The organism is Bosea sp. Tri-49 (assembly GCF_003952665.1).
Taxonomy (GTDB): domain Bacteria; phylum Pseudomonadota; class Alphaproteobacteria; order Rhizobiales; family Beijerinckiaceae; genus Allobosea.
Genome location: NZ_CP017946.1, coordinates 3,236,567 through 3,259,440 on the forward strand (window position 1 = coordinate 3,236,567; position 22,874 = coordinate 3,259,440).

The window sequence follows — 22,874 nt, forward strand, 5'->3', positions numbered from 1 at the left end:
CAGCCGCCCCGCCCTCAGAACTTCATCTCGACCCTTCCCTTGAGGGCGTGGTCGCGTGAGCGTTCGCCGATGGCGGCGGAGTAGGTCAGGCCGAGCGCGGTCGCCTGCGAGATGCGCCAGTCGAGCCCGGCTTCGGCGACAACAGCCTCGCGATCGATTTGAGCCGCGAACACGCGGGCCGGGGTGGTGCCGAGGGCGAAGGCGGTCTTTGCCTGCGGGGTGAGCTCGCCAAAGCCGTGGCGCCAGCCGAGCATGGCGCGGGCGAAGAGCGGCATCGTCCCGAGCTGCGCCTCGGCGCGCAGGCCGAGCGTGGTGAAGCCGAGGGTCTGGTCGCTGGAGAGGACGCGCAGCGCCGCGGCGCCGCCCTGCTCGGTGCCGGCGTCGGTGCTGACCCGGATCAAGGCGAGCTGGGCGAAGGGTTCGAGCGCGAAACCATTGAAGGCGAAGCCATAGCCGAGTTCGGCAAAACCTTGCGCCACCGCGCCCGGGCGCTGCAGCCGCAGGCTGTCGCCGAAGCCACGGATCTGAACCTGGCGGCGGATGTCGCTCTCGCTCCAGCTATAGGCCAGGCCCGCATCCAGACGCAGATTGCCGAAGCGGGCGCCGGCATAGAGCGCGGCATGGCCGCTCTCGAGCTTGCCGGTGGAGAAGCGGGCATCGAGGTCGAAGCGCGACTGGCTGTAGCCACCGGCGACGCCGACCCTGAGCGACGAGCCGGGAGTGTCGTAGAGCATCACATCGGCGCCGAGCAGCGCCCCACCGCTGCGGCGGGACAGGCTCGCGGCATTGCCGTCGGCGTCGCTGTTGCCGGCGCTGCCAAAGGCCTCGCCCCAGAGGGCATAGCGCGGCTGCGGGACCGGAGCGGCCATCAGCACCGCGCCCTTGCGGCCGGGCAGGTCGGCGCTGAAGGCGGCCGCGACCTGGCCGCCCTGTTGCGTCAGCAGCGGCCCGCGCAGGCGGCTGAGGATGGTGTCGCGCACCAGCCGGCTCTCGTCGATCATGACGCTGACGGCCTGCGCATGCGCTTCGCCCGAGAGCAGATCAAAGCCGGCGCGGGCCTCGGCCACCGTGCTAGAGAGCAGCGCGTCGTAGACCGGATTGCCGACGCCGAGCCGCTCGGCCGCCACTGCGATGAAGCCCTGATTGCGGGTCGAAGCGATGTAGTGGCCGCCAGACCTTCCATCTCCACCGCCACCGCCGCCGCCTCCTCCGCCGCCATCCGGACCGAAGCCGGTATCATTGCGGGTCATGGTCAAGGTGACATTGGTCGCATCATAGCCGAGCGCAGGCGTCAGGAAGGCGAGGTTCGAGCTGACGCTCGCGAACCGGCCACTGACCCCGCCGTTCGCGGTCAGGATGGTGTAGCTCGTGCTCGCCGCGTAATTGCCGTTCTCGGCCAGCACCGCGACCGTGCCGCCTGACAGCGTCGCAATCCCGGAGGCGACGATCCTGTCGCTCTGGCCGGCGGCGTTGACCTCGACCTGATAGGTCGAGCCCGAAGCGAAGGCGACATTGCCGGAGACGGTTAGCGTCCCGATCGAATTGCCCGGGGCGACCGTGCCACTGGCGTTCGCGACGATGCCGCCGACCGTGCCCGTGCCGCCAAGTTCCGCGCCGCTATTGACCGTCATCACGGAATTCGCGACCGAGCCGTTGACCACGAGCTTGCCGGCGTTGACCGTGGTCGCGCCGCTATAGCTGCTCGTCCCCGTCAGCGTAAAGGTCCCGGTGCCGGTCTTGGTCAGGCCGCCAGTGCCGGTGATCGAGCCCGAGAAGCTCGTCGAGCTGTTGGCGGATCCGGTGGTCAGTCGGCCTGCGCCCAGGGTAACCGTGCCGCCTCCCGCAAGCGAGCCGATGCTCTGGTTGATGCCGTCGAGATCGAGCCGCGCGCCACTCGCCACCGTGAAAGCCGAAGCGCCCGAGAAGGCGCCGGCGACACCGGCCCGCAGCGTGCCGCCCGAAACCGTCGTCGCGCCGGAGTAGCTGTGGGTGTTGGTCAGCAGGAGCGTGCCGGACCCAGCCTTCGAGAGCGAGCCGGTGCCCGAGAAGGACTGCGTCACCGTGAAGGTATTGGCCGCCGCCGCGATGTCGAAGCCGCCGCCGGCCGCGCCGAAGACGATGTTGCGGGCGAGCTGCGTCAGAGCCGTCCCCGTCACCCGCAGCACGCCGCCGTTCAAGGTCAGCGCACCCGAGACGTCGCCGAGATTGGTATCGGCAGCGATGCTGACCGTGCCGCCCGCCAGCGTCGTGCCGCCGGTATAGCTATTGGTACCGGTCAGGGTCAGCACGCCGGAACCGCGCTTGGTCAGCGTTCCCACGCCGGAGATATCGTAGGTCAGCGTCGAAGTATCGGTGAAGTCGGCGACGATGGCGCCGTCGTTGACGATCGCTCCCGCCGTGATGGTCAGCAGACCGGCCGTGCCGCCATTGCCGAGATTGAGCGTGCCGAGCGTGTCGATCTGAAGGTCGCCCGCGGTGATCCGGAGCTCGCCGCCCTCGGCGAGGGTGACGGACGTCGGATCCGCCGAGCCGGGACCGATGGCGAAGGTGTTGGGGATGGTCCAAAGCGAGCCCGCGCCAGTCACCAGCGCGCTGGCGCTGCCGCCGAAATCGGCTTGGACCGCGGCGCCGAGGGTGACGGTCAGCGTTGCTCCGCCCGAGATGATCAGCGAAGCGTTGCTCGCCAGACCCTGCAGCAGGAATATGTCGGTCGTGACCGAGGAACCGACCCCATCGATGCGCAGATTGGAGAAGACGACGAGGCCCGAGCCGGGATTGGTGGTGGTGAGCGTTCCGCCCTGGTCGACGACGACCGTTCCGCCGCTGATGTCGATATTGTCGCCGAAGGTCAGCGAGCCGCCGCGGATGATGAACTGGCCGGTGTCGCAGGCGCAGATCGAGAAGCCGCCGCCGAGTGTGCCAGTGCCGGTATAAATCTGCGTGCCCGCGCCGGTGAAAGCGAGCGAGCCATTGCCAGAGAAGCTGCCGGCAAAGGTCGCGGTCCTGCTGGTCGCGCCGGTGACCAGCGTCGCGCCATTGCCAATCTCGACGGCGCCGGCGCCCGAGAGCGAGCCGACCGTGGCGAAGATGCCGGGCACGTCGCTGACCTCGAGCACGGCGCCGGCAGCGATGGTATAGTCGGAATTGGCCGAGAACGCCGTATCGGAGCTCGCGACCAGCCGGCCGGCCTGGACCAGGGTGGCCCCCCTGTAGTCGCTGGTGCCCTGGATCGCGAGCGTGCCGGCGCCGGTCTTGGTCAGACCGCCATCGCCGGTGATGGTGCCGGCGCTGGTTACGAACAGCGAGCGGCCGGCATCGATCTCGACCGTGCCGCCGCCGGCGTTCAGCGTCACCGTGCGGGCCGTGGTGACGTTGCCGGCGACGCGCAGCGTGCCGCCATCCAGCGTCAGCCCGCCCGAAGCGGCGCCGAGATTGTTGTCGGCCGCGATCGAGAGCTTGCCGGCGTTGATCGTGGTGCCGCCGGTATAGGTGTTGACGCCGGAGAGCACGACCGTGCCGGCCCCGGCCTTGATGACGGCGCCGGCGCCGCCGATCACATTGGCGACGGTGACGTCGGTCGGCTGGGCAAAAGTCAGCGTGCCGCCCCCGATCGTGATCCCTCCGGTGATGCCGGAGGTGGCGTTGCCGAAGCTGAGCGAGTTGTCGCCACCGGCGAACGCAATCGCAGAGCTGCGGAACCCGCCGCTGCCGTCGAGCCCGCCGGCAATCGTGCCGTTATTGGTGATGTGCAGATTGGAGCCGACAATGCCGAAGCCGCCGAGGCCGTGAACGCCCGCGCCCGCGCCCGCGCTGCCCGCGCCCGCCGCGCCGCCAGTGCCGCCCTGGACCGTGCCGTTAACGACGAGCGTGGTCGGCGAGGTGCCGCTGGTGAAGAGCAGGCCGATGCCGCCGGAGCCGCCGGAGCCGCCGTGGTCGAAAACGGTGCTTCCGCCAGCCCCGCCATTGCCGCCGGTGACGGCGCCTGTGATCGTACCCGCCGTCCCGGCGCCGGTGACGACCGCGCCATAGCCGCCGGCGCCGCCGCCGCCGCCGCCGCTGGCGCCGGCGCCATTGTTCCCCGCGCCGCCAATGCTGCCGGTGCTGACGCCAGCCGGCAGACCGGTGCCGACCGAGCCGTGAACGCCGCCCGTGCCGCCCTGGCCGGGACCGGGGTTTCCGCTAACGTTAAAGCCCCCGGCGCCACCTGTGACGGCACCAGCGCCGCCGCCGCCGCCGCCGCCGAAAGTGGCGGTACCGTTGCTTCCGGCGCCGCCAGCGCCGATCGGGTCGTCGATCCCGCCTGCGCCGCCCGTGCCGTCTCCGCCGCCCCCATTGCCGCCGCTTCCGCCATTGGCGGCCGCCGGCGGGGCCAGCGCCAGAGCGAGCAAGACGAGAATCGAGGTAGCCGCGAGCCGGGCGCGAAGAGGCCTGACGACGGGTCGCGGGCCTAGCGAACACGCGCCGTCGAGCGAGACCGCCATAGGCCGCATCAGCGCATGGACAAGCGCAGGCCACGCCCCTTGCGCCGGCGAGACGCACTCCGCCGTCGGCCGCATCGGGCTCGCCTGCATTCTTCGTCTGGCTGACACTGTCCCACCCCGGCCGTGGCGGTACTTTACGTTAGGGCGCAGCCGGCGCAATGAACCGCTGTTCACATTCGATTAACGCGTCGACATGTGGCAAGGAGGGCACAGTTTGGCCGGCGGCCTGCCACCTCCCCTCCTAGAGGAAGGTGGCAGGAGGGGCCCGTGAGCCTGAACCTGGCCGCGCGGTTAGCGCTCGGACAACTGGTCACAAGGTCATCCCCCTGCCCTGTCCGCGCCCTACCGCCATGGTCGGGCTTGCCCCGACCATCCATGTCTCCCTTCGTGAAGCACAGTGTTCAAGGCGTGGATGCTCGCCACAAGGGCGAGCATGACGATGGAGGCAGCGGGGATAACTCGCCAATCAATCCCCGCCCCCGAAACCTGGCGTATTCTCCCCCCGTCCTGTCCGACCAAGGGGGCTGTCGCGAGGCATCGTGCGGCCGGGCGGGAGAGCGGTGTCCGCTTTGAACAGCCGTTGCGGGCTGGAATGGCGGAGGGGTCTCGTCCGGGCGAAGCCGGGTCTTGCCCGACCTGAAGGCGCGGCGAGGCACCTTAAAGAGAACCGCGCGCGGGGTTCGGGAGCGGCGAGCATTTGGCCGCTTCGACATTTCGACATCGACATTCGACACAGCGGCGGAACGCTGCCGCATCCGGACCCCGCGCACCCCTTGGGCTTGCGCTCGCCTTCAAACCCTCGCGGTGACCGCCGGCGGGGATTTCGGCGCGGGCATCAGGCTCTCGCCTCGTCCGGACAGCCTTCGCAACCGCCTGGTATTGAGAGCGAATTCAATCTCCCCTGAAAGATGCGCGACAATAGCCGCCACGTTCCGAGGCTTGTCGATCGATCGGACACGGCTCAGCCCAGCCAAATCCACTCCCAAAATGGCCATTGCCGCGCACAATCGGTTGGAAGGCCGGCGCGAATCATCTGTATTGGCGACAAGGTACTCGGCCGATGCGCTCCCCAGACCGCCTGCGCACGGGAGTAACGACTCGTTAACCAATGTTAATCGATGGTCAATTCATGACGGCGCGCAACAACCGCTTCCGGCGACAATGATGATTCATCGGCGAGTGACGATCGCGGGTTCTGCGATCCCGTCAGCGCGCAAGGCAGCACTCCTGTGGGTCGCCGCCACGGCTCTGCTTGTGGCGGGTTGTGGCGAGCAGCGGTTGTCCGACGCCGAACTGACCTTCTCGACCCGCGCCATCGCCGTCGATCCCAGCCGGGCGCTGATCGTCTTGCCGCCCGGCGGCCCGCCCGCGATCGGGGTCACGCAGCGCAGCTACGAGAACGCGGTTTCGCAGACGATCTCGCTGGCGACGCGCGGCCGGACACCCGGCGAGAACACGATCCAGGTCGCCTTCTTCACCGCGGCCGACCTGCCGGACAGCACCGGCGTCGAGGGCAACCTGCTGAAGCTGCCGGGAATCGACGATTTTTCCGTCGCGCAGGACATGGAGGAGCGCCTGCCCGGCGTCGCCATGGCGCCCTCGGCCGTCTTCGTCCAGAACAAATACGGCCCGTTCGGCTATGCCTTCGGCCGCGGCGCCGGCGGCGAGGCCTGCCTCTATGCCTGGCAGCGCATCGCCGAGGGCGACAGCGTCTTCCGGCCGAGATCGGGCGCCGTCTCGATCCGCATGCGCGTGTGCGATCCCAAGGCGAGCGAAGCCGCGCTGCTGCGTCTCGCTTATGACTATTCGCTCAACGCCTCACTGCGACGGAGCGGTTGGGGACCGATCGGGGACGCACCGGCGCCAGCACCGGGGCTCGGCAAGGCCGGGGCGCCGATCTACCCGCTGCCGCAGGCTTCAGATCCGGAACCAGCGGCGCCCCGACGCGTTGCGCGACCGCGGCCGGCGCGGGCTCCGCAGTCCGAAGTCGACCGCCCCCATGATTCTCAGCCAATCCCGGACAGGCCGCTGGAGGGATACCCGACCGTTCCGCCGCCACCTGCGCCCTGAAGCAACGAAGCGTCAGACGAATCGATGCGAACTGCGAGCTACGTCATCTTCTGGGCCATCGCGACCGCCGTGGTCGTGGCGCTCATCACGCTGCCGATCAGCCTGCAGGCGCATCTGATCGCCGGGACGATCGTCGTCGGGGCGATGATCCTGCTTAAATTCCTGCGTCCCTACGGGGTCTGGCGTCTGATCGCGCTCGGCCTCGGGACGGCGATGGTGCTGCGCTATGTCTACTGGCGCACGACCAGCACGCTGCCACCGATCAACCAGCTCGAGGACTTCATTCCCGGCCTGATCCTCTATCTGGCCGAGCTCTACAATATCGGCATGCTGTTCCTCAGCCTGTTCGTCGTGGCGATGCCGCTGCCGCGGCGCAAGACGCCGCCGCCGCTTCCTGCGGACGCCCCCGCCGTCGATGTCTTCGTACCCACCTACAACGAGGAGCCGGAGCTCCTGGCGACGACGCTCTCGGCGGCGCTCGCCATGGACTACCCGGCCGGCCGCCTCACGGTCTACCTGCTCGACGACGGCGGCACCGACGAGAAATGCAACGCCGACAATTTCGTCGCCGCCAGCGCTGCGCGTGAGCGCCGTACGGCGCTGCAGAAGCTCTGCGAGGGGCTCGGCGTCACCTATCTGACGCGCGAGCGCAACATCAGCGCCAAGGCTGGCAACCTCAATAACGGCCTTGCCCATTCGAGCGGCGAGCTCATCGTCGTCTTCGACGCCGATCATGCGCCGGCGCGCAGCTTCCTGACCGAGACGATCGGCTATTTCGACCAGGACCCGAAGCTCTTCCTGGTCCAGACACCGCATTTCTTCATCAATCCCGACCCGCTGGAGCGCAACCTCAAGACCTTCAAGGCGATGCCGTCCGAGAACGAGATGTTCTACGGCATCATCCAGCGCGGCCTCGACAAGTGGAACGCCTCGTTCTTCTGCGGCTCGGCCGCCGTTTTGCGCCGCACGGCGCTGCAGACGACCAGCGGCTTCTCGGGCCGCAGCATCACTGAGGATGCCGAGACTGCGATCACGCTGCACGCGACCGGCTGGAACAGCGTCTATGTCGACAAGCCGCTGATCGCGGGGCTGCAGCCGGCGACCTTCGCCAGCTTCATCGGCCAGCGCTCGCGCTGGGCCCAGGGCATGATGCAGATCCTGATCTACCATCGCCCGATGCTCAAGCGCGGCCTCTCCTGGCCGCAGCGCCTGTGCTACTCGTCCTCGGCCCTGTTCTGGCTGTTCCCATTCGTGCGCCTGACCTTCCTGGTCGCGCCGCTCTGCTATCTCTTCTTCGGCCTGGAGATCTTCACCGCCTCGGGCGCCGAGTTCATCGCCTATGTGTTCAGCTACATGGCCGTGAACCTGATGATGCAGAACTATCTCTATGGCCGCTATCGCTGGCCATGGATCTCCGAGCTCTACGAATTCATCCAGTCGGTCTATCTGTTGCCGGCGGTGATCTCGGTCCTCGTCAACCCCGGCAAGCCGACCTTCAAGGTCACAGCCAAGAGCGAAGAGCTGGGGACGCGGCGCGTCTCCGAGCTCGGCCTGCCCTTCTTCATCATCTTCGCCGTGCTGGCGCTCGGCGTCGTCGCCACCTATTGGCGCACCATCGCCCAGCCCTACAATGCCGACACCACCCTCGTGGTCGGCTTGTGGAACATCCTCAACCTGCTGATGGCGGGTTGCGCCCTCGGCGTGGTCTCGGAGCGGCCGGAAGGGCGCGGCGCCCGACGTTTTCCGGTGAAGCGCCGCGGCGAGATCAGCATCGATGGCCGGACAGCGCCGATCGTCACCGAGAACGTCTCCGTCGACGGCGTCGCCATCCGGATCCTGTCCAAGGGCTTCGACAAGCTGGCGGTGGGCAGTACGGGCGAGATTGCCTTCGAGACCTCGATCGCAATGCCAGCGGGCGCCCTGCCCGTGCGCGTCGTCCGCCTCGCTCCGGACGAGAAGGGCCTGGTGCTCGGCTGCCGCTACGAGCCGAGCGAGCCGCTGCACAGCCGCATCATCGCCGACCTCGCCTTCTCGGACGCCGGGATCTGGAGCAGTTTCCAGAAGGCGCGGCGCCAGAACATGGGTGTCATCTACGGCACCTTGCGCTTCCTGCGCCTGGCCATCTTCCAGACCAGCCGCGGCCTCTCCTATTTCTTCGGCCTCGCCCGCTTTTCCCGCTCCAATCCTGCGCGGAGAGCGGCGGAATGAGAGCGCGTCTCCTGCCCATCCTCGCCGCGGCCGCGGTCCTTCCGATCGGGAGCTCCGGACCGCGCGCTCAGGATGCCCAGCCGCCGCAGGAGCCGGCGCCGTTCATGATCGCGCCGCCGGCCCAGCAACCGGCCGCCCCTCGCCCACCGGAGCCGCCACGAGCCGCCGTGCCCGTGCCGGCCACGCCAGCCATTCCGGCCAGCTTCGCCTTCAAGCCGCTGCTGCCGGCCGCCCGCGTCACGCTCGAAGGCGAGAACGACACGCGCAGCTGGGCCTTCTACCTGACGCAGGACGAGGCGGGCGCCGATCTCAATCTCGACATCGCCTTCCAGAACGCGCTGGTGGTGATGCCCGAGGCCTCGCGGCTGACGGTCCGCATCAATGGCGAGCGCATCATGGAAGCGCCGATCGCCTCCTCCGATCGCCTGAAGCGAACCTCGACCGCGATCCGCAAGGGGCTGCTCAGACCCGGCCAGAACACCATCCGCTTCGAGGCCGTGCAGCGCCACCGCACCGACTGCACGATCGCCTCAACCTATGAATTGTGGACACGCATCGACGGTGCGGGGACCAGGCTGTCCTTCAGGAACCCGGCGACGCAGCAATCGCGGCTGCGCAGCATCGACGACCTGCCGGCCGTCGGCGCCGACGAGAGCGGGCAGACGACGATCCATATCGTCGCGCCGGGTGCCACGCGCGCCATTGCCGCGAGCAGCATCCTCGCCGTCGCACAGGGCGTCGCGCTGCGTGGCCGCTACAGCCAGGCTGCGGTGCGGGTCTCCGAGCAGCTGCCGGAGCGCATCCGTCCCGGCGTACTCACCGTCTTGCTTGGAACGGGCAAGGAATTGCGTGACCTCATCGGAGCGCTGCCGGCCGAGGCGGGGGCCGGCAGCTTCTTCGGCTTCGTCGCCAATCCGAAGCTCGGACCTGCCACGCTGCTCGTCACCGGCGAGACCTGGCCGGATCTCGAGGCGATCATCGCCAGGCTCCTGACCGGGCCCGTATCCAGGCCGACCAACATCAGCCGCAAGACGATGGGCACGGCGAGCTGGCATGTGCCGGACGCGCCGTTCATCTCGGGCCAGCAGGCGCTGCGCTTCTCCGAGCTCGGCGTTCCCACCCAGGAATCCTCGGGCCGGCGCCTGCGCGTGCGCGCCATCGTCGCCATGCCCGGAGATTTTTACGCCAATGCCTATGGCGAGGCGACGCTCTATCTTGACGGCGCCTATTCGGAAGACGTCCTTCCCGGCGACAGCCACATCGAGATCTTCGTCAACGGCAACGTCGCGGCGACGGTGCCGCTCAATGCGACAAGTGGCGGGCTCTTCCAGCAATCGCCGATCACCGTGCCGCTTCGGCACTTCCGGCCCGGGATCAATGAGATCTGGTTCGAGGCGGTCACGCCGACGCGGTCCGACCTCGCCTGCGGGCCGGGGGCGACCTTGCCCGGAAAGCAGCGCTTCGCCTTGTTCGACACCACGGCGCTGACATTTCCGGATTTCGCCAAGATCGGCGTCAGCCCCAATCTCGCGGCTGTGGCGGGCACCGGCTTCCCCTATTCGATCGCTTCGCACGTGGCGCTGGTCATCGGCCGGCAGGACCTGCCCAATCTCGGCGCCGCCGCCACGCTGCTCGCCCGGCTGGCCCAACGCGCCGACAGGCCACTGCCGGTGGACATCCTCGGCAGCGCCGCGACCGTCGGCAACCGCCCCGCCTTGATCGTCGGCGCCGCCGGCCAGCTACCGGCCGGACTGCTGCCGCGCGTCGGCATCGCCGACAATGTCCGCAACACCTGGCCGCAACGCGCGGACGCGGTTGTCGTCGTGCCGGAAACCGAAGGCACCGCCGTATTCGACGCGGTGATCAACCGCTTCCAGGGCCGGCAGACGACACCGGAGGATTCGGGCGGCGGCGCGCCGACGACGGAGGCGGTTCGCGACCGCTGGCGCGGCTCGCTCGGCGGGCCGCTTGCCCGCTACTTCATCGGGTTCGACCAGTGGCTGCAGCGAACCTTCGATCTCTCCTTCGCGCAGCTGCGCACGCCTTCGCGCGCGCCTTCGCTCTACGAGCCGGCGGAAGGGGCAGAATTGATCGCCGCGCAGGCGACCGATCCCGACACAAGGCAGGTCTGGACCGCCTTCGTCGTGCGCCAGGAGGAAGCGCTGGAGCGGGCGGCCGACAGGCTCGTCACCCCTGGCAACTGGGCCGGCATGGCCGGTCAGGTCACGGCCTTCCGCAGCGGCCAGGACAATCACGTCATCTCGGCGGACAGCACGTCCTTCGTCATGACCCGGCCATTCAGCCTGACCAATATGCGCCTGGTCTTCGCCAACTGGATGTCGAGCAATATCGGCATCTATGCGCTGGCATTGCTCGCAGCCTGCATCGGCCTCGGCATCGGGACCTTCCTGATGCTCGGCCGGTTGGGGAGGCGCTCATGAGACGGTTTCGCGCAGCCCTGGCAGCGACTTTGCTTTGCCTGGCTCCCGGTGCACAGGCCGCGCTGCCGGCCGGCGCCTGGGAGCTCTACCGCCAGAAATTCGTCACCGCCGAGGGTCGCGTCGTCGACGACGCCAATGGCGGCATCAGCCATAGCGAGAGCCAGGGCTATGGCCTGCTGCTGGCCTGCCTCGCCGGTGATCGCGGCAGCTTCGCCAGCATCCTCTCCTTTACCCGGACCGAACTCCTGATCCGCGATGACGGTCTCGCCGCCTGGCGCTGGGACCCGAAGGCCAGCCCGCGCGTCACCGACATCAACAATGCCAGCGACGGCGACCTCCTGATCGTCGAGGCCCTCGCCTGCGCCGGCACGCGCTGGTCGATGCCGGCCTACACCACTGCGGCCCGCCAGATCGCCCGGTCACTGGCCAAGGTGGCACTCCTGAAACGCGGCGGCGAGACCTGGCTGATGCCGGCTGCGAAGGGCTTTTCCGAGCAGGACCGGGCGGACGGCCCGGTGATCAACCCGTCCTATTGGGTGTTCGAGAGCTTCCCTCTCCTCGCCAAGCTCACCGGCGATCAGGCCTGGATGCAGGTGCAGGCCAGCGGGCTGAAGCTTCTCGACGACCTCGCCAGGCGAAAGACGCCGGCGGCCGACTGGCTCTCGCTCAAGGGCGAGCCGAAGCCGGCCGACGGCTTCCCACCCCAGTTCGGCTACAACGCGCTGCGCATTCCGCTCTATCTCCTGCGGGCGGGCCTTGCCGACAAGCAGCGCCTCGAACCGTTCCGCCAGGCCTGGGCCAATGGCACCGCCGTGATCGACGTGCTGACCGGCAAACCCGCCGAGCCGCTGCCCGATGCCGGCTATCGCATCCTGGCCGCGGCAATGGCCTGCGCGGTCGACCGCACTCCCGTTCCAGCCGAGCTGAAGACCTTCCAGCCGACGGCCTATTATCCGTCGACGCTGCATCTGCTCGCCCTCTCGATGCTGAGCGAGAGGTATCCGCAATGCATGTGAAATCCGTGCTGATCGCGGTCGCGGCCTCGAGCGCCGCCTTCTACGGGCTGGGCCGCTACGGCCATGACCTGACGTGGCCCGACGCACCATCGCCAGCTGTCCAGCAGGCGCTGGCCCAGGCGGAGACCAAGCCGGATCCCGCTCAATCGACCGGAACCGTGCCGGGGTCGGCAGAGACCGAATTGGCCCAGGCCCCGGCGGGACGGCCGGGCTCGCCGGCAGCACCGCAGGGGCAGAGGGTCGACGCGACCGCCCTGCGCTATTTCGCGACGCAGGGCGACACCCGCCGCTACGAGGCGGAACTCGCCCGGCTGCGCGCCCTCTATCCCGAGTGGAAGCCTCCGACCGATCTGACCTCGCCGCAGCCGACTGGCGATCCCGAACTGGAACGGATCTGGAGGCTGTTCGCCGAAGGCAAGTATGGCGAAGCGCGCGCCGCGATCGGGCAGCGCAGCAGCGCCGATCCGAATTGGCAGGCGCCGGCCGATCTGATCGCCCAGCTCGACCGGGCCGAGGCCGGCCAGCGCCTGGCCAATGCCTCCAATGCCAGGCAATGGGAGCAGGTCATCCGCATCGGCACCGAGACGCCGGCACTGCTGACCTGCGCAAATGTCGACGCGCTCTGGCGCGTGGCCGAGGCCTTCGTCCAGACCGGCGCGCCGGAGCGCGCCCGCGACGCCTATGCCTATGTGCTGACCAACTGCACGAACCCGGCCGAGCGGGTCGGCACCCTTCAGAAGGCGCTCGCCAGCCTGCCCGAGGCGCTGGTCATCCCGTTGCTGGCCCAGGAGCGGCAGAGTGAATTCTCAGGCATTCGCGACGAGATCGCGCGACGACATGTCGGCAAGGCCGCCGAAGACCCGACCCTGACCGCGACGCCCGAGGAACTCCGGCGCATCGAGGCGCTCGCCAACGCCGCGACGACGCCGGACGATCCGATCCTGCTCGGCTTCTACACCTTCCGCCATAACGAGCCCGCCAAGGCCGTGAGCTGGTTCCAGATGGCGCTGGCGCGCAATGGCGGCGCCAAGGCGGCGGAAGGCGCCGTGCTCGCGCTCGGCGCGTTGCAGAAATACCAGGAGGCTGAAACCCTCGGCGCGCAATGGCTCGAAGCCGGCCCAGCGAACCGGAAAGCCTATCTCGACGTTGCGACCGCGCTGATTGCACAGGAACCCGCACCGCGCCTCGAACGCGCCGTGATCGAGCGCATCGCCAAAACGGTTGGCGTCGACCGCTATGCCCCCGGCGGCGCCGCGCTCGGCTGGTACGCCTATAATTCCGGGCAGATCGCGCCGGCCGATACCTGGTTCGAGACCGCGCTCGCCTGGGATCGCGGCTATGAGCCCGCCGCCTACGGGCTCGCTCTGGTGCATCAGCGCCTGCGCGATCAGGGCGGCCTGCGCACCATCATCGCCGAATGGCGCAACCGTTCGCCCCGCATCGCGGACCTGCTCAATCCGGCGCGCGGACGCGCCCCGACCGCCATGCGAGAAACCCGGCCTCTGCCCGAGACGAGCCCGGTGGCCCGGATGGTTCCAGCGCCTGAGCCTGTCGAGCGCGCGCCGCGCCGTACCATCCGAACCGAACCTGCGCCGCCCTCGAGCTACGAAGACGACATCCCCGCCGTCGTTGTGACACGCCGCGCCGCACCGGAGCGCCCGCGCAACGTTTCCTGCGGCGCCGGCGCCGGCGGAGCTGGCGCGCTCCAGCGCGGCTGGTGCCTGCTCAACCTGAAGCGGCCTGCCGCTGCGGCGGAGGCGTTCGATGCGGCGCAGCGCAGCGGCAACGCCCAGATCGCCGCCGACGCTGCGGCCGGCAAAGCCTATGCGAAGCTGCAGCAGGGCCTGACGGGCGAAGCCAGCGCCGCAGCCGCCAGTGCCAACCTGCCCCCGGCACGCCGCAGGGAGCTCCAGACCCTGCTTCTGTCCGAGCGCTTCTACGCCCAGTACGACGCCAAGGACTTCAACGGGGCGCTGATCACGCTGGGCGAGCGGTCGCGCCATGCCTCCGAAAGCACCGACCTGATGCTGATGCGGGGCTGGTCCTATTTCAATCTGGGCCGTTTCGACGACGCCGCGCAGGTCTTCCAGGCGCTCTACCGGGCCAATGGCTCACCGCAGGCGATGTCCGGCCTGACCGCGATCCGGGACATCACCCAGCGCAACCGGTATTGATGCCCGATCGGCGAAGACGGCGGAAACCGGCACAAGCCGGCTTGATCGACCCTGTCCGAGAGTGACGCAAATGCGCCTTGCAGTCCTTGCCGCCATCATCGCCGCCATGACCACGGCCGCAACCGCGGCGGAGCGGCTACCCTCCTTCCCGAAAAACACGAGCTATCACGAGGCGCGCCAGAGCCTGATCGGGCTCGGCTACACCCCGGTCACGCTGCCCGGCGCCGACAAGTGCTATGCCGGGGATGAACGCTGCCAAGGGCGCCCCGAAATGTCGTCCTGCTCCGGGACGGGCCTCGCCTATTGCAACTTCACTTGGCGCTCGAAGCGCGACATGCTGATCGAGATCACCATGATCGGCGAAGGGATAAACAAGGTCCACGCCGTCCGCTGCCGCGCGAACTGCAGCTAGAGCCAGCCGAATAATCGCTACCTGCGGAAGCGCGAGCCGACACAGCGATGCCTGGAAGGATAAGTGGTGCCGCAAGAGGGATTCGAACCCCCGACCCCCTCATTACGAATGAGGTGCTCTACCAGCTGAGCTATTGCGGCGACGGGTGGGGCTGTATCAGCCCGACCCCATTTTGACAAGGCAGGCAGGCGTCACAAGGCACACGAATCCACTCCGGGCCGAGGGCGATCCCCAGGACCATGAAGGCGCCGCGCTTCACCCCTTCTTCAGCTTCTCCGTCTCGGCCTTCTCCTGGCCGAGAGCGACGATGCCGCGGCGGATGGTGCGTGTGCGGGTGAAGTGCTTGTGCAGGGTCTCGCCGTCGCCATAGCGGATGGCGCGGGTGAGCAGAGCGAGATCCTCGTTGAAGCGGCCGAGCATCTCCAGCACCGCCTCCTTGTTGGCGAGGAAGACGTCGCGCCACATGGTCGGGTCCGACGCCGCGATGCGGGTGAAGTCGCGGAAGCCGCCGGCCGAGAACTTGATCACCTCCGACTGCGTCACCGCCGCCAAGTCCTCGGCGGTGCCGACGATGTTGTAGGCGATGAGATGCGGCAGGTGGCTGGTGATGGCGAGCACGAGATCGTGGTGCTGCGAGCCCATCACCTCGACGATCGCCGCCATGCCCTCCCAGAACTGGCGGGTGCGGGCGATCGCGGCCTCGTCGGTGCCAGGCGGCGGCGTCAGGATGCACCAGCGATTGAGGAAGAGGCTGGGGAAGCCGGCATCGGGGCCGGAATTCTCGGTGCCGGCGACCGGATGGGCCGGGACGAAATGCACGCCCTCGGGCAGATGCGGCATCACCGCCTCGACCACCGCATGCTTGACCGAGCCGACATCGGAGAGAATCGCACCCGGCTTCAGCGCCGCGGCGATCTCGGCGGCAACGGCGCCGCAGGCGCCGACCGGCACGCAGAGCACGATATGGTCGGCGTCGCGGGCTGCGTCGACGGCACTTTCGGCGATCTCATGGCCGAGATCGAGCTCGCGGGCACGGCGGCGGACATCGCCGTCTGCGTCGCTCAGCACGATGTGACGGGCGAGGTTGAGTTCCTTCGCCGCATGCGCGATCGAGGAGCCGATCAGGCCGATGCCGATGATGGCGAGCCGCCCGAACAGCGGCTCGTCGCGGCGCGGCGCGAAGCTTTCGGGAGCGCTCACGCGGCCTTGCCCAGGAACTCGGCCAGGGCAGCGACGACGAGGCGATTGGCCTCCTCGCTGCCGATGGTCATGCGCAGCGCGCCGGGCAGGCCATAGGACGCGACGGAGCGCAGGATCAGCCCGCGCTCGCTGAGGAAGGCGTCGGCCTCCTTCGCGCTCTTGCCGGCGCCCGCCGGGAAATGGATCAGGATGAAATTGCCGACAGAGGGCGTCACGGTGAGGCTGAGCTTCTCCAGCTCGGCGGTCGTCCAGGCCAGCCATTTGTCATTGTGCTCGATCGCGGCGGCAATGTGCGCCTCGTCGGCGATCGCGGCAACGCCGGCCTCGATCGCGGCGCCGTTGACGTTGAAGGGCCCGCGGGTGCGGTTCAGCGCATCGATGATGTGGGCGGGACCATAGGCCCAGCCGAGGCGCAAGTTGGCGAGGCCATAGATCTTCGAGAAGGTGCGGGTCATCACGACGTTCTCGCTGGTCGCGACCAGTTCGAGGCCCGAGGCATAGTCGTTGCGCCGGACGTACTCGGCATAGGCCGCGTCGAGCACGAGCAGAACATGCGGCGGCAGGCCGGCCTGCAGACGCTTGACCTCGTCGAAGGGCAGATAGGTGCCGGTCGGGTTGTTGGGGTTGGCGAGGAAGACGATCTTGGTGCGCGGCGTCACCGCGGCGAGGATCGCGTCGATATCGGCGGTGAGGTTCGTCTCGGGCACGACCACCGGCTTGCCGCCGGCGGCGAGGATCGCGATCTTGTAGACGAGGAAGCCGTGCTCAGTGAACACGCCCTCGTCGCCATCGCCGAGATAGACCTTGGTGATCAGTTGCAGCAATTCGTCAGAGCCGGTGCCGCAGACGATGCGGTTGGCGTCGAGGCCGTAGCGGCCGGCGATCGCCTCGCGCAGCTTCGTCGCAGAGCCGTCGGGATAGAGTTCAAGCTTGCCGGCAAGGTTGCCATAGGCCGCGATCGCCTTGGGGCTCGGGCCGAGCGGGGTCTCGTTGGAGGAGAGCTTGTGCAGCTTGACGCCGGCCGGAGCCGAGGACTTGCCGGGGACATAGGCCTCGATGTCGAGGACGCCGGGACGCGGGACGGGGCGGGGGGCGGGCAGAGCCATGGGGCTGGACCTTGAAGGGAGATGAGGTTCGATCAGCGAACGGACTTGAAGGCGAAGCGGGCGGCGTGGCTGCCGATCTCGGTGAGCTCCTTGAGGCCGGCGGGCTCAAGCGCGCCGCGAATGGCCTCGACCGGGGTTTCGCCGGAGGCGGCCACCAGCAGCGCCAGATGCGAGCCGTCGGCGGCACTGGCCGAGACCTCGGCGAGATGGTGGGCGAGGCCGGCGCGCAATTGCTCCGACCAGCGCTCGACCCGTGCGGCGTAGAGCACGATCTCGCGCACGGCGGCGTCGGTCAGCGGCTTGGCGATGCAGTAGACCGGTGTGCCGGCGGGGTGGTCGGGCCGCTCGATGAAGGGCAGGCGCGCAATGATCTTCGGTTGGGCGGGACCGATCAGGTCGCGCCACCAGACGCCGGCGCTGGCGCCAAGATCCATGCGGAAGATACCGAGGTCGCCGGCCGATTCCGCCACCGCCGTGATCACGGCGCGGGCGTCCTCATGCGGAACGTAAGGCACGGTGAAGCCGAAATGGAAGCGGGCGCTGTCGCGCATCGGCGCATCGCCGCCGGAGATGTCGGCATGGACCGAATAATTCGCCTGCACGAAGGTGAAGGTCGCGATGATGATGCGCCAGATGCTCTCGACCGTGTCGAGCGGCAGGAGGCCCTGATGGCGCAAGGCGAGCCGCTTCATCATGTCGGCCTCGCGGCCGGGGCGGAAGGCCGAGCCGGAGACTTGCGTCTTCTTGATCGCGATCAGCGTCTCGATGATCTGCGAGCGCTCCATCAGGAGGCCGTGCATCGCTGAATCGATGCGGTCGATCTCGCTGCGCAGGTCGGCGAGCGTGGTCGGTGCGGCTTGCGTCATGATGGCCAGACTTCTTTAATCGTGCCGGTCTCTTAGCGGTCGTCGAAGGGCTTGGCAAAGCGCTCGCAACGCATCGCCGCGTTGACAGGCGGGAAGAGCCGCGCCATCGGTAATGTCCGCTATTACGAACGGACCGGGCGACAAGACAAATCCGAATGCCGAACCGGACGCAAGCTACCGAACTCCTCGCCGACCCGCTGGCCGAAGCCAACCAGCCGTCGAGCCTGCTCGCCCGGTTCGGGCCGGACAAGGCGCTGCAGCTCGATTCCGGCGCAGTGCTGAACGAGTGGCAGATCGCCTACCAGACTTATGGTGAGCTCAATGCGGCGCGCTCGAACGCCGTTCTGGTCTGCCACGCCCTGACCGGCGACCAATATGTCGCGAGCCGCAACCCGGTGACCGGCAAGGGCGGCTGGTGGACGGCGATGATCGGACCGAGCAAGCCGATCGACACCGACCGCTTCTTCGTGATCTGCGCCAATGTGCTCGGCGGCTGCATGGGCACGACCGGCCCGGCCTCGACCGACCCTGCCACGGGCAAGCCCTGGGGCCTGTCCTTCCCGATGGTGACGATCCGCGACATGGTGCGGGCGCAGGCGCACCTGATCGACTCGCTCGGAATCGACAGCCTGTTCTGCGTCGCCGGCGGCTCGATGGGCGGGATGCAGGTGCTGCAATGGGCGGCGAGCTATCCGACACGGGTGTTCTCGGCGCTGCCGCTCGCCACCGCCGCCAAGCATTCGGCCCAGAACATCGCCTTCCATGAGGTCGGCCGCCAGGCGGTGATGGCCGATCCGGACTGGCGCCAGGGGCGTTATCTCGACGAGGGCACGCGGCCTTCGAAAGGGCTATCGGTCGCGCGCATGGGCGCGCACATCACCTATCTCTCGGAGCCGGCGCTGCATCGCAAATTCGGCCGCAAGCTGCAGGAGCGCAGCGCGCCGACCTTCACCTTCGACGCGGATTTCCAGGTCGAGAGTTACCTCCGCTACCAGGGTATCAGCTTCGTCGAGCGCTTCGACGCCAATTCCTATCTCTATGTGACGCGCGCGATGGATTATTTCGACCTCGCCGCCGATCATGACGGCGTGCTGGCCAAGGCCTTCGCCGGAACGCGGACACGTTTCTGCGTCGCGTCCTTCACCTCCGACTGGCTGTTCCCGACCAGCGACTCGCGCGCCATCGTGCACGCGCTCAATGCAGCGGGCGCCTCGGTCTCCTTCGTCGAGCTGGAGAGCGACAAGGGCCACGACGCCTTCCTGCTGGAGGAGCCCAACCTGTTCGCAACGACGCGCGGCTTCATCGGCGCCGCGGCGCGGGCCAGGGGAATCTGAGCATGGCGCTGGCGGAGACCCAGACCAACCGCATCGACCTGCGCCTCGTCGCCGAGATGGTGACGCCGGGCTCGCGCGTGCTCGATGTCGGCTGCGGCGACGGCGAATTGCTGTCGCTGCTCGCCGAGACCCGCGGCGTCGACGGCCGCGGCATCGAATTGTCGCGCGAGGGCGTCGCCGGCTGCGTGGCGCGTGGGCTCTCGGTGATCCAGGGCGATGCCGACACCGACCTCGCCGACTACCCCGACGACTCGTTCGACTACGTCATCCTCTCGCAGACGATCCAGGCGACGCGCAATCCGCGCCTTGTCCTCGAGCACATGCTGCGGATCGGGCGGCGCGCCATCGTCTCATTCCCGAATTTCGGGCATTGGCGGATGCGCACCCAGGTCTTCTTCCTCGGCCGCATGCCGGTGACCGGCTCCCTGCCTTACGCCTGGTGGGATACGCCCAACATCCATTTCTGCACGATCCGCGATTTCGTTGCGCTCTGCGATACGGTGGGCGCGGAAAAGGAGCGCGCCGTCGCGCTCGACGTCGCCGGCGGCAAGGTCGGCGTCAGCGCGCCCTGGTGGTTCTGGAACCTCTTTGGCGCGCAGGCGGTGTTTTTGTTGAAGCGGGGGTAGACGAAGCCGTCATTCCGGGGCGGGCCTCAAGGCTCGAGCCCGGAACCCATGAACACGATCTTTGCCGTCATGGTCGGGCTTGTCCCGGCCATCCACGTCTTCCTTCATCCAAGGCGGTGTTCGAGACGTGGATGCTCGCCACAAGGGCGAGCATGACGAACTGGAGCGGCCGCGTGGTCATGGGTTCCGAGTTCGCTGCTGCGCAGCGCCCCAGAATGACGCCGAGGCGTCCCCTCAGAACGCCTCTTCCCAGTCGCGGCTGAGCCGCATCGCCGAGTTGATCAGCCCGACCATCGAATAGGTCTGCGGGAAGTTGCCCCAGAGCTCGCCGGTCTCGAAATCGGCATCCTCCGAGAGCAGGCCGAAGCTGTTGCGGCGAGTCAGGATGCGGCCGAACAGCTCCTTGGCCTCGTCCTTGCGGCCGATCGCATGCAGCGCATCGACATACCAGAAAGCGCAGATCAGGAAGCCGGTGTGCATGAAGCCGAAATCGTCTTCGGTGCCGTAGCGCAGGATGAAATCGCCCCGGCCGAGATCGCGGCCGATCGCCTCGACGGTTGAGATGTAGCGCGGGTCCTCGGGCTTGACGAAACCGAGCTCGGCGATGAGCAGTAGGCTGGCGTCGAGATCGGCCCCGTCGAAGGTCGAGACGAAATGGCCCTTCTCCTGGTTCCAGATCCGGTCGGAGATGATGCCCTTCAGGCGCCTGGCCTCAGCTCGCCAGTACTCCTTGCGGTCGGCACGGCCGAGCGTGCCGGCGATGCGGGCGAGCCGGTCGCAGGCCGCCCAGCACATCACGCTGGAGAAGGAGTGCACGACCTGCTTCTCACGCAGCTCCCAGGGGCCGGCATCAGGCTTGTCGAAGACCGCGATGGCGCGCTCGCCCAGGCGCTCGAGCTGGGCGAAGAGCGCCTCCTTGCCGGGCTGGATCAGGCGGCGGTCGAAGAAGGACTGGGTCGCGGCGAGCACGACCGCGCCATAGCCGTCGTTCTGGATCTGCGTCGCCGCGCCGTTGCCGACGCGCACCGGCTGATGGCCGCGATAGCCGGCGAGGTTCGGCACCTCGAACTCGCGCAATTCCCCACCGCGGGTGATCGGATAGAGCGGCGGCAGATGCTCGGCGCCACTCTCCGAATAGGTGTCGACGATGTTGGTGATGAAGCCGAGATAGTCCTCCATCGTCCGCGTCGTGCCGAGACGGTTAAGGGCGTGGACGACGAAATAGGCATCGCGCAGCCAGCAGAAGCGATAGTCCCAGTTGCGCTGCGTACCCGGTGCCTCGGGGATCGAGGTGGTCAGCGCGGCGACGATGGCGCCGCTCTCCTCGAAGGAGCAGAGCTTCAGCGTGATCGCGGCGCGGATGACCTCGCGCTGCCATTCAAAGGGTATCGAGAGCGAACGGACCCAATCGCGCCAATAGTCGGTGGTCTTGTCGAGGAATTCGCGCGAGGTCGTCTCGATCTCGGCGCGCAGCGCCTCGTCCGAGCCGATGAAGAAGGAGAACGGCTTCTCGACCGCGAAGGGGATGCTCTCCAGCACATAGGAGATCGGTGCGTCGGTGGTCAGGCGGATCGTCTGGTCGGCGCCGACGAAACGGACATGGTTGGAGCCCCGGGTGATCTCGTCCGGCTCCTCGCCGAGGCCGAGGCAAGGCTTGACCACGACGCGGATGCGCGGGCGGCCGGAGATGCGGCGGACGCGGCGCACCAGCTGCGGCGGCCGGAAGAAGCGCTCATAGCGGACGAAGCGCGGCGCGAAGTCGAGAATCTCGAGCGCGTTGCCCTGGTCGTCAGAGAGTACCGAGGAGAGGATCGCCGTGTTATCGAGATAGCTCTGCTCGCAGCGGGTCATGCCGACCATCTCGATGGCGAAGACGCCCTTCTTCGGTATGGCGTCGCCATCGTCGATCTGGTTGTCGATCAGCGAGCAGAACACGGGATCGCGGTCGAAGCGCGGAAAGCAGCCCCAGACGATATGAGCGCGCCGATCGATCAGCGCCGCGATCGAGCAATTGCCGATGACGCCGAGATCGAGCGAAGCGACGCGCGGCGAGGCGGTGGTCGTCACAGTCATGCCTGTTCCTGAAGTCAGTTCTGGAGAAAGGTTTCGAGCGTGAGGTCGCCACCATCGGCGGCTGCCAGCAGAACATGATGCAACGCCGTCGGCGAGGCCAGACGATGGCGGGCACAGGTCTCTCCGCCGCCGATCCGTATGGACAGCCCTTCGGCGGCATTCACCGTGGCGAAGCCGTCCTCGTCGGTGATGTCGTCACCGATGAAGACCGGCGTGCGGCCGGCATAGGCGTCCTGCTGCATCAGCCAGGTGATGGCACCGCCCTTGCTCGCGCTCGCCGGGACCAGCTCGGCCACCGCCTTGCCGCGCTGCAGGCGCATGGATGGGCCGATCTCGGCGGCGATCTTTTCCATCAACGCCAGCGCCTCGTCGGCGAGCGCAGGCGCAAGCCGCCAATGCAGCGCGATCGATTGGCGCTTGTCCTCGATGATGACGCCGACATTGGCGTTGGCGAAGCGGACCATGGCACGAAGCGCGGTATGCAGTGCCTCCGACGACGCAGCGAGCGGAGCGTCCTCGGAGCCGAGACGGATTTGGGCGCCGTGCAGGCCGGCGGCGTCGAAGCGATAGGGCGCCATCATCTCGTCGAGCAGCCCCACGGGGCGCCCGGAGACCAATGCCAGCGCCCCGCCGAGCCGCTGGCGCAATGCGTCCAGGGCTCCAGGCAGGCGCCGGTCGATCCGGACATCCTCAGGCGAGGGCGCGATCTCGACCAGGGTTCCGTCGAAGTCCAGGAAAAGCGCGATCTGGCCGGTCCGGGCAGCGGCTTTTGCGGGAGGCTCGGCGATTTCGGGACTCAGCATCTGTGACATGGCGGCCTGGTTAGAAGGCGAAACGGGCGAAAGGACGACAATCGGGAGATGGTCC

14 protein-coding genes and 1 tRNA gene are annotated in these 22,874 nt (G+C 68.1%); 8 read left to right on the forward strand and 7 right to left on the reverse strand.

Going from position 1 to position 22,874, the window contains the following annotated elements; all coding sequences use genetic code 11:
* Nucleotides 1-14 precede the first annotated feature (14 nt).
* On the reverse strand, nt 15-4,388 hold the full coding sequence (locus BLM15_RS15845; RefSeq protein WP_126113660.1) for an autotransporter domain-containing protein: 4,374 nt from the start codon (nt 4,386-4,388) through the stop codon (nt 15-17).
* 1,371 nt (nt 4,389-5,759) lie between these two features.
* On the opposite strand from BLM15_RS15845, the gene bcsN reads away from it, so the two are divergent.
* From bcsN to BLM15_RS15875, 6 genes are all read left to right on the forward strand, one after another.
* Nucleotides 5,760-6,551 (forward strand): cellulose biosynthesis protein BcsN, encoded by a 792-nt coding sequence (gene bcsN / locus BLM15_RS31400; protein ID WP_164547533.1) that lies wholly within the window; start codon nt 5,760-5,762, stop codon nt 6,549-6,551.
* Nucleotides 6,552-6,575: 24 nt separating this feature from the next.
* Nucleotides 6,576-8,759, forward strand: coding sequence for a UDP-forming cellulose synthase catalytic subunit (gene bcsA / locus BLM15_RS15855; protein WP_126113662.1), 2,184 nt, complete (start codon nt 6,576-6,578; stop codon nt 8,757-8,759).
* Nucleotides 8,756-11,200, forward strand: coding sequence for a cellulose biosynthesis cyclic di-GMP-binding regulatory protein BcsB (locus BLM15_RS15860; RefSeq protein ID WP_126113663.1), 2,445 nt, complete (start codon nt 8,756-8,758; stop codon nt 11,198-11,200). Before bcsA ends, BLM15_RS15860 begins: the two co-directional genes overlap by 4 nt.
* Nucleotides 11,197-12,216 carry a family 8 glycosyl hydrolase gene (locus BLM15_RS15865; RefSeq protein WP_126113664.1) on the forward strand — a complete coding sequence of 340 codons (1,020 nt, stop codon included), beginning with the start codon at nt 11,197-11,199 and terminating at the stop codon, nt 12,214-12,216. Before BLM15_RS15860 ends, BLM15_RS15865 begins: the two co-directional genes overlap by 4 nt.
* Nucleotides 12,207-14,390 carry a hypothetical protein gene (locus BLM15_RS15870; protein WP_126113665.1) on the forward strand — a complete coding sequence of 728 codons (2,184 nt, stop codon included), beginning with the start codon at nt 12,207-12,209 and terminating at the stop codon, nt 14,388-14,390. Before BLM15_RS15865 ends, BLM15_RS15870 begins: the two co-directional genes overlap by 10 nt.
* 70 nt (nt 14,391-14,460) lie before the next feature.
* The gene (locus BLM15_RS15875) at nt 14,461-14,802 is read left to right on the forward strand and encodes a hypothetical protein (protein ID WP_126113666.1); all 342 of its coding nucleotides are present in this window, start codon (nt 14,461-14,463) and stop codon (nt 14,800-14,802) included.
* 64 nt (nt 14,803-14,866) lie between these two features.
* Here BLM15_RS15875 and BLM15_RS15880 read toward each other — a convergent pair.
* The 4 genes from BLM15_RS15880 to BLM15_RS15895 form a co-directional block, all read right to left on the reverse strand.
* Nucleotides 14,867-14,942: transfer RNA gene (locus BLM15_RS15880), tRNA-Thr, on the reverse strand.
* 115 nt (nt 14,943-15,057) lie between these two features.
* Entirely contained in the window at nt 15,058-16,002 is a 945-nt protein-coding gene (locus tag BLM15_RS15885; RefSeq protein WP_126113667.1) for a prephenate/arogenate dehydrogenase family protein, read from the reverse strand.
* Entirely contained in the window at nt 15,999-17,108 is a 1,110-nt protein-coding gene (hisC, locus tag BLM15_RS15890) for a histidinol-phosphate transaminase (protein WP_126113668.1), read from the reverse strand. Before hisC ends, BLM15_RS15885 begins: the two co-directional genes overlap by 4 nt.
* A gap of 32 nt (nt 17,109-17,140) precedes the next feature.
* The gene (locus tag BLM15_RS15895; protein WP_126113669.1) at nt 17,141-17,974 is read right to left on the reverse strand and encodes a chorismate mutase; all 834 of its coding nucleotides are present in this window, start codon (nt 17,972-17,974) and stop codon (nt 17,141-17,143) included.
* Nucleotides 17,975-18,129: 155 nt separating this feature from the next.
* Between BLM15_RS15895 and metX the strand changes: the two genes are divergently transcribed.
* Together metX and metW are read left to right on the forward strand one after the other, a co-directional pair.
* A complete protein-coding gene (metX, locus tag BLM15_RS15900) occupies nt 18,130-19,308 on the forward strand; it encodes a homoserine O-acetyltransferase MetX (protein ID WP_126113670.1) in 1,179 nt (392 codons plus the stop codon).
* Between the two features lie 2 nt (nt 19,309-19,310).
* Complete coding sequence (gene metW / locus BLM15_RS15905) at nt 19,311-19,934, forward strand: methionine biosynthesis protein MetW (protein ID WP_126113671.1); 624 nt, start codon at nt 19,311-19,313, stop codon at nt 19,932-19,934.
* A gap of 234 nt (nt 19,935-20,168) precedes the next feature.
* Here the strand turns inward: metW and BLM15_RS15910 are convergent, their stop codons facing one another.
* Nucleotides 20,169-22,007 (reverse strand): glycoside hydrolase family 15 protein, encoded by a 1,839-nt coding sequence (locus BLM15_RS15910; protein ID WP_126113672.1) that lies wholly within the window; start codon nt 22,005-22,007, stop codon nt 20,169-20,171.
* A gap of 14 nt (nt 22,008-22,021) precedes the next feature.
* Nucleotides 22,022-22,819 (reverse strand): trehalose-phosphatase, encoded by a 798-nt coding sequence (gene otsB, locus BLM15_RS15915; RefSeq protein WP_442859379.1) that lies wholly within the window; start codon nt 22,817-22,819, stop codon nt 22,022-22,024.
* Nucleotides 22,820-22,874: the final 55 nt, after the last annotated feature.

Bases quoted from the DNA above. Each gene is read 5' to 3' on its own strand.
- bcsA (WP_126113662.1), top strand. From the start codon at position 6,576: ATGCGAACTGCGAGCTACGTCATCTTCTGGGCCATCGCGACCGCCGTG.
- BLM15_RS15860 (WP_126113663.1), top strand. From the start codon at position 8,756: ATGAGAGCGCGTCTCCTGCCCATCCTCGCCGCGGCCGCGGTCCTTCCG.
- BLM15_RS15865 (WP_126113664.1), top strand. From the start codon at position 11,197: ATGAGACGGTTTCGCGCAGCCCTGGCAGCGACTTTGCTTTGCCTGGCT.
- BLM15_RS15870 (WP_126113665.1), top strand. From the start codon at position 12,207: ATGCATGTGAAATCCGTGCTGATCGCGGTCGCGGCCTCGAGCGCCGCC.
- BLM15_RS15875 (WP_126113666.1), top strand. From the start codon at position 14,461: ATGCGCCTTGCAGTCCTTGCCGCCATCATCGCCGCCATGACCACGGCC.
- hisC (WP_126113668.1), bottom strand. From the start codon at position 17,108: ATGGCTCTGCCCGCCCCCCGCCCCGTCCCGCGTCCCGGCGTCCTCGAC.
- BLM15_RS15895 (WP_126113669.1), bottom strand. From the start codon at position 17,974: ATGACGCAAGCCGCACCGACCACGCTCGCCGACCTGCGCAGCGAGATC.
- metX (WP_126113670.1), top strand. From the start codon at position 18,130: ATGCCGAACCGGACGCAAGCTACCGAACTCCTCGCCGACCCGCTGGCC.
- metW (WP_126113671.1), top strand. From the start codon at position 19,311: ATGGCGCTGGCGGAGACCCAGACCAACCGCATCGACCTGCGCCTCGTC.
- BLM15_RS15910 (WP_126113672.1), bottom strand. From the start codon at position 22,007: ATGACTGTGACGACCACCGCCTCGCCGCGCGTCGCTTCGCTCGATCTC.
- otsB (WP_442859379.1), bottom strand. From the start codon at position 22,819: ATGTCACAGATGCTGAGTCCCGAAATCGCCGAGCCTCCCGCAAAAGCC.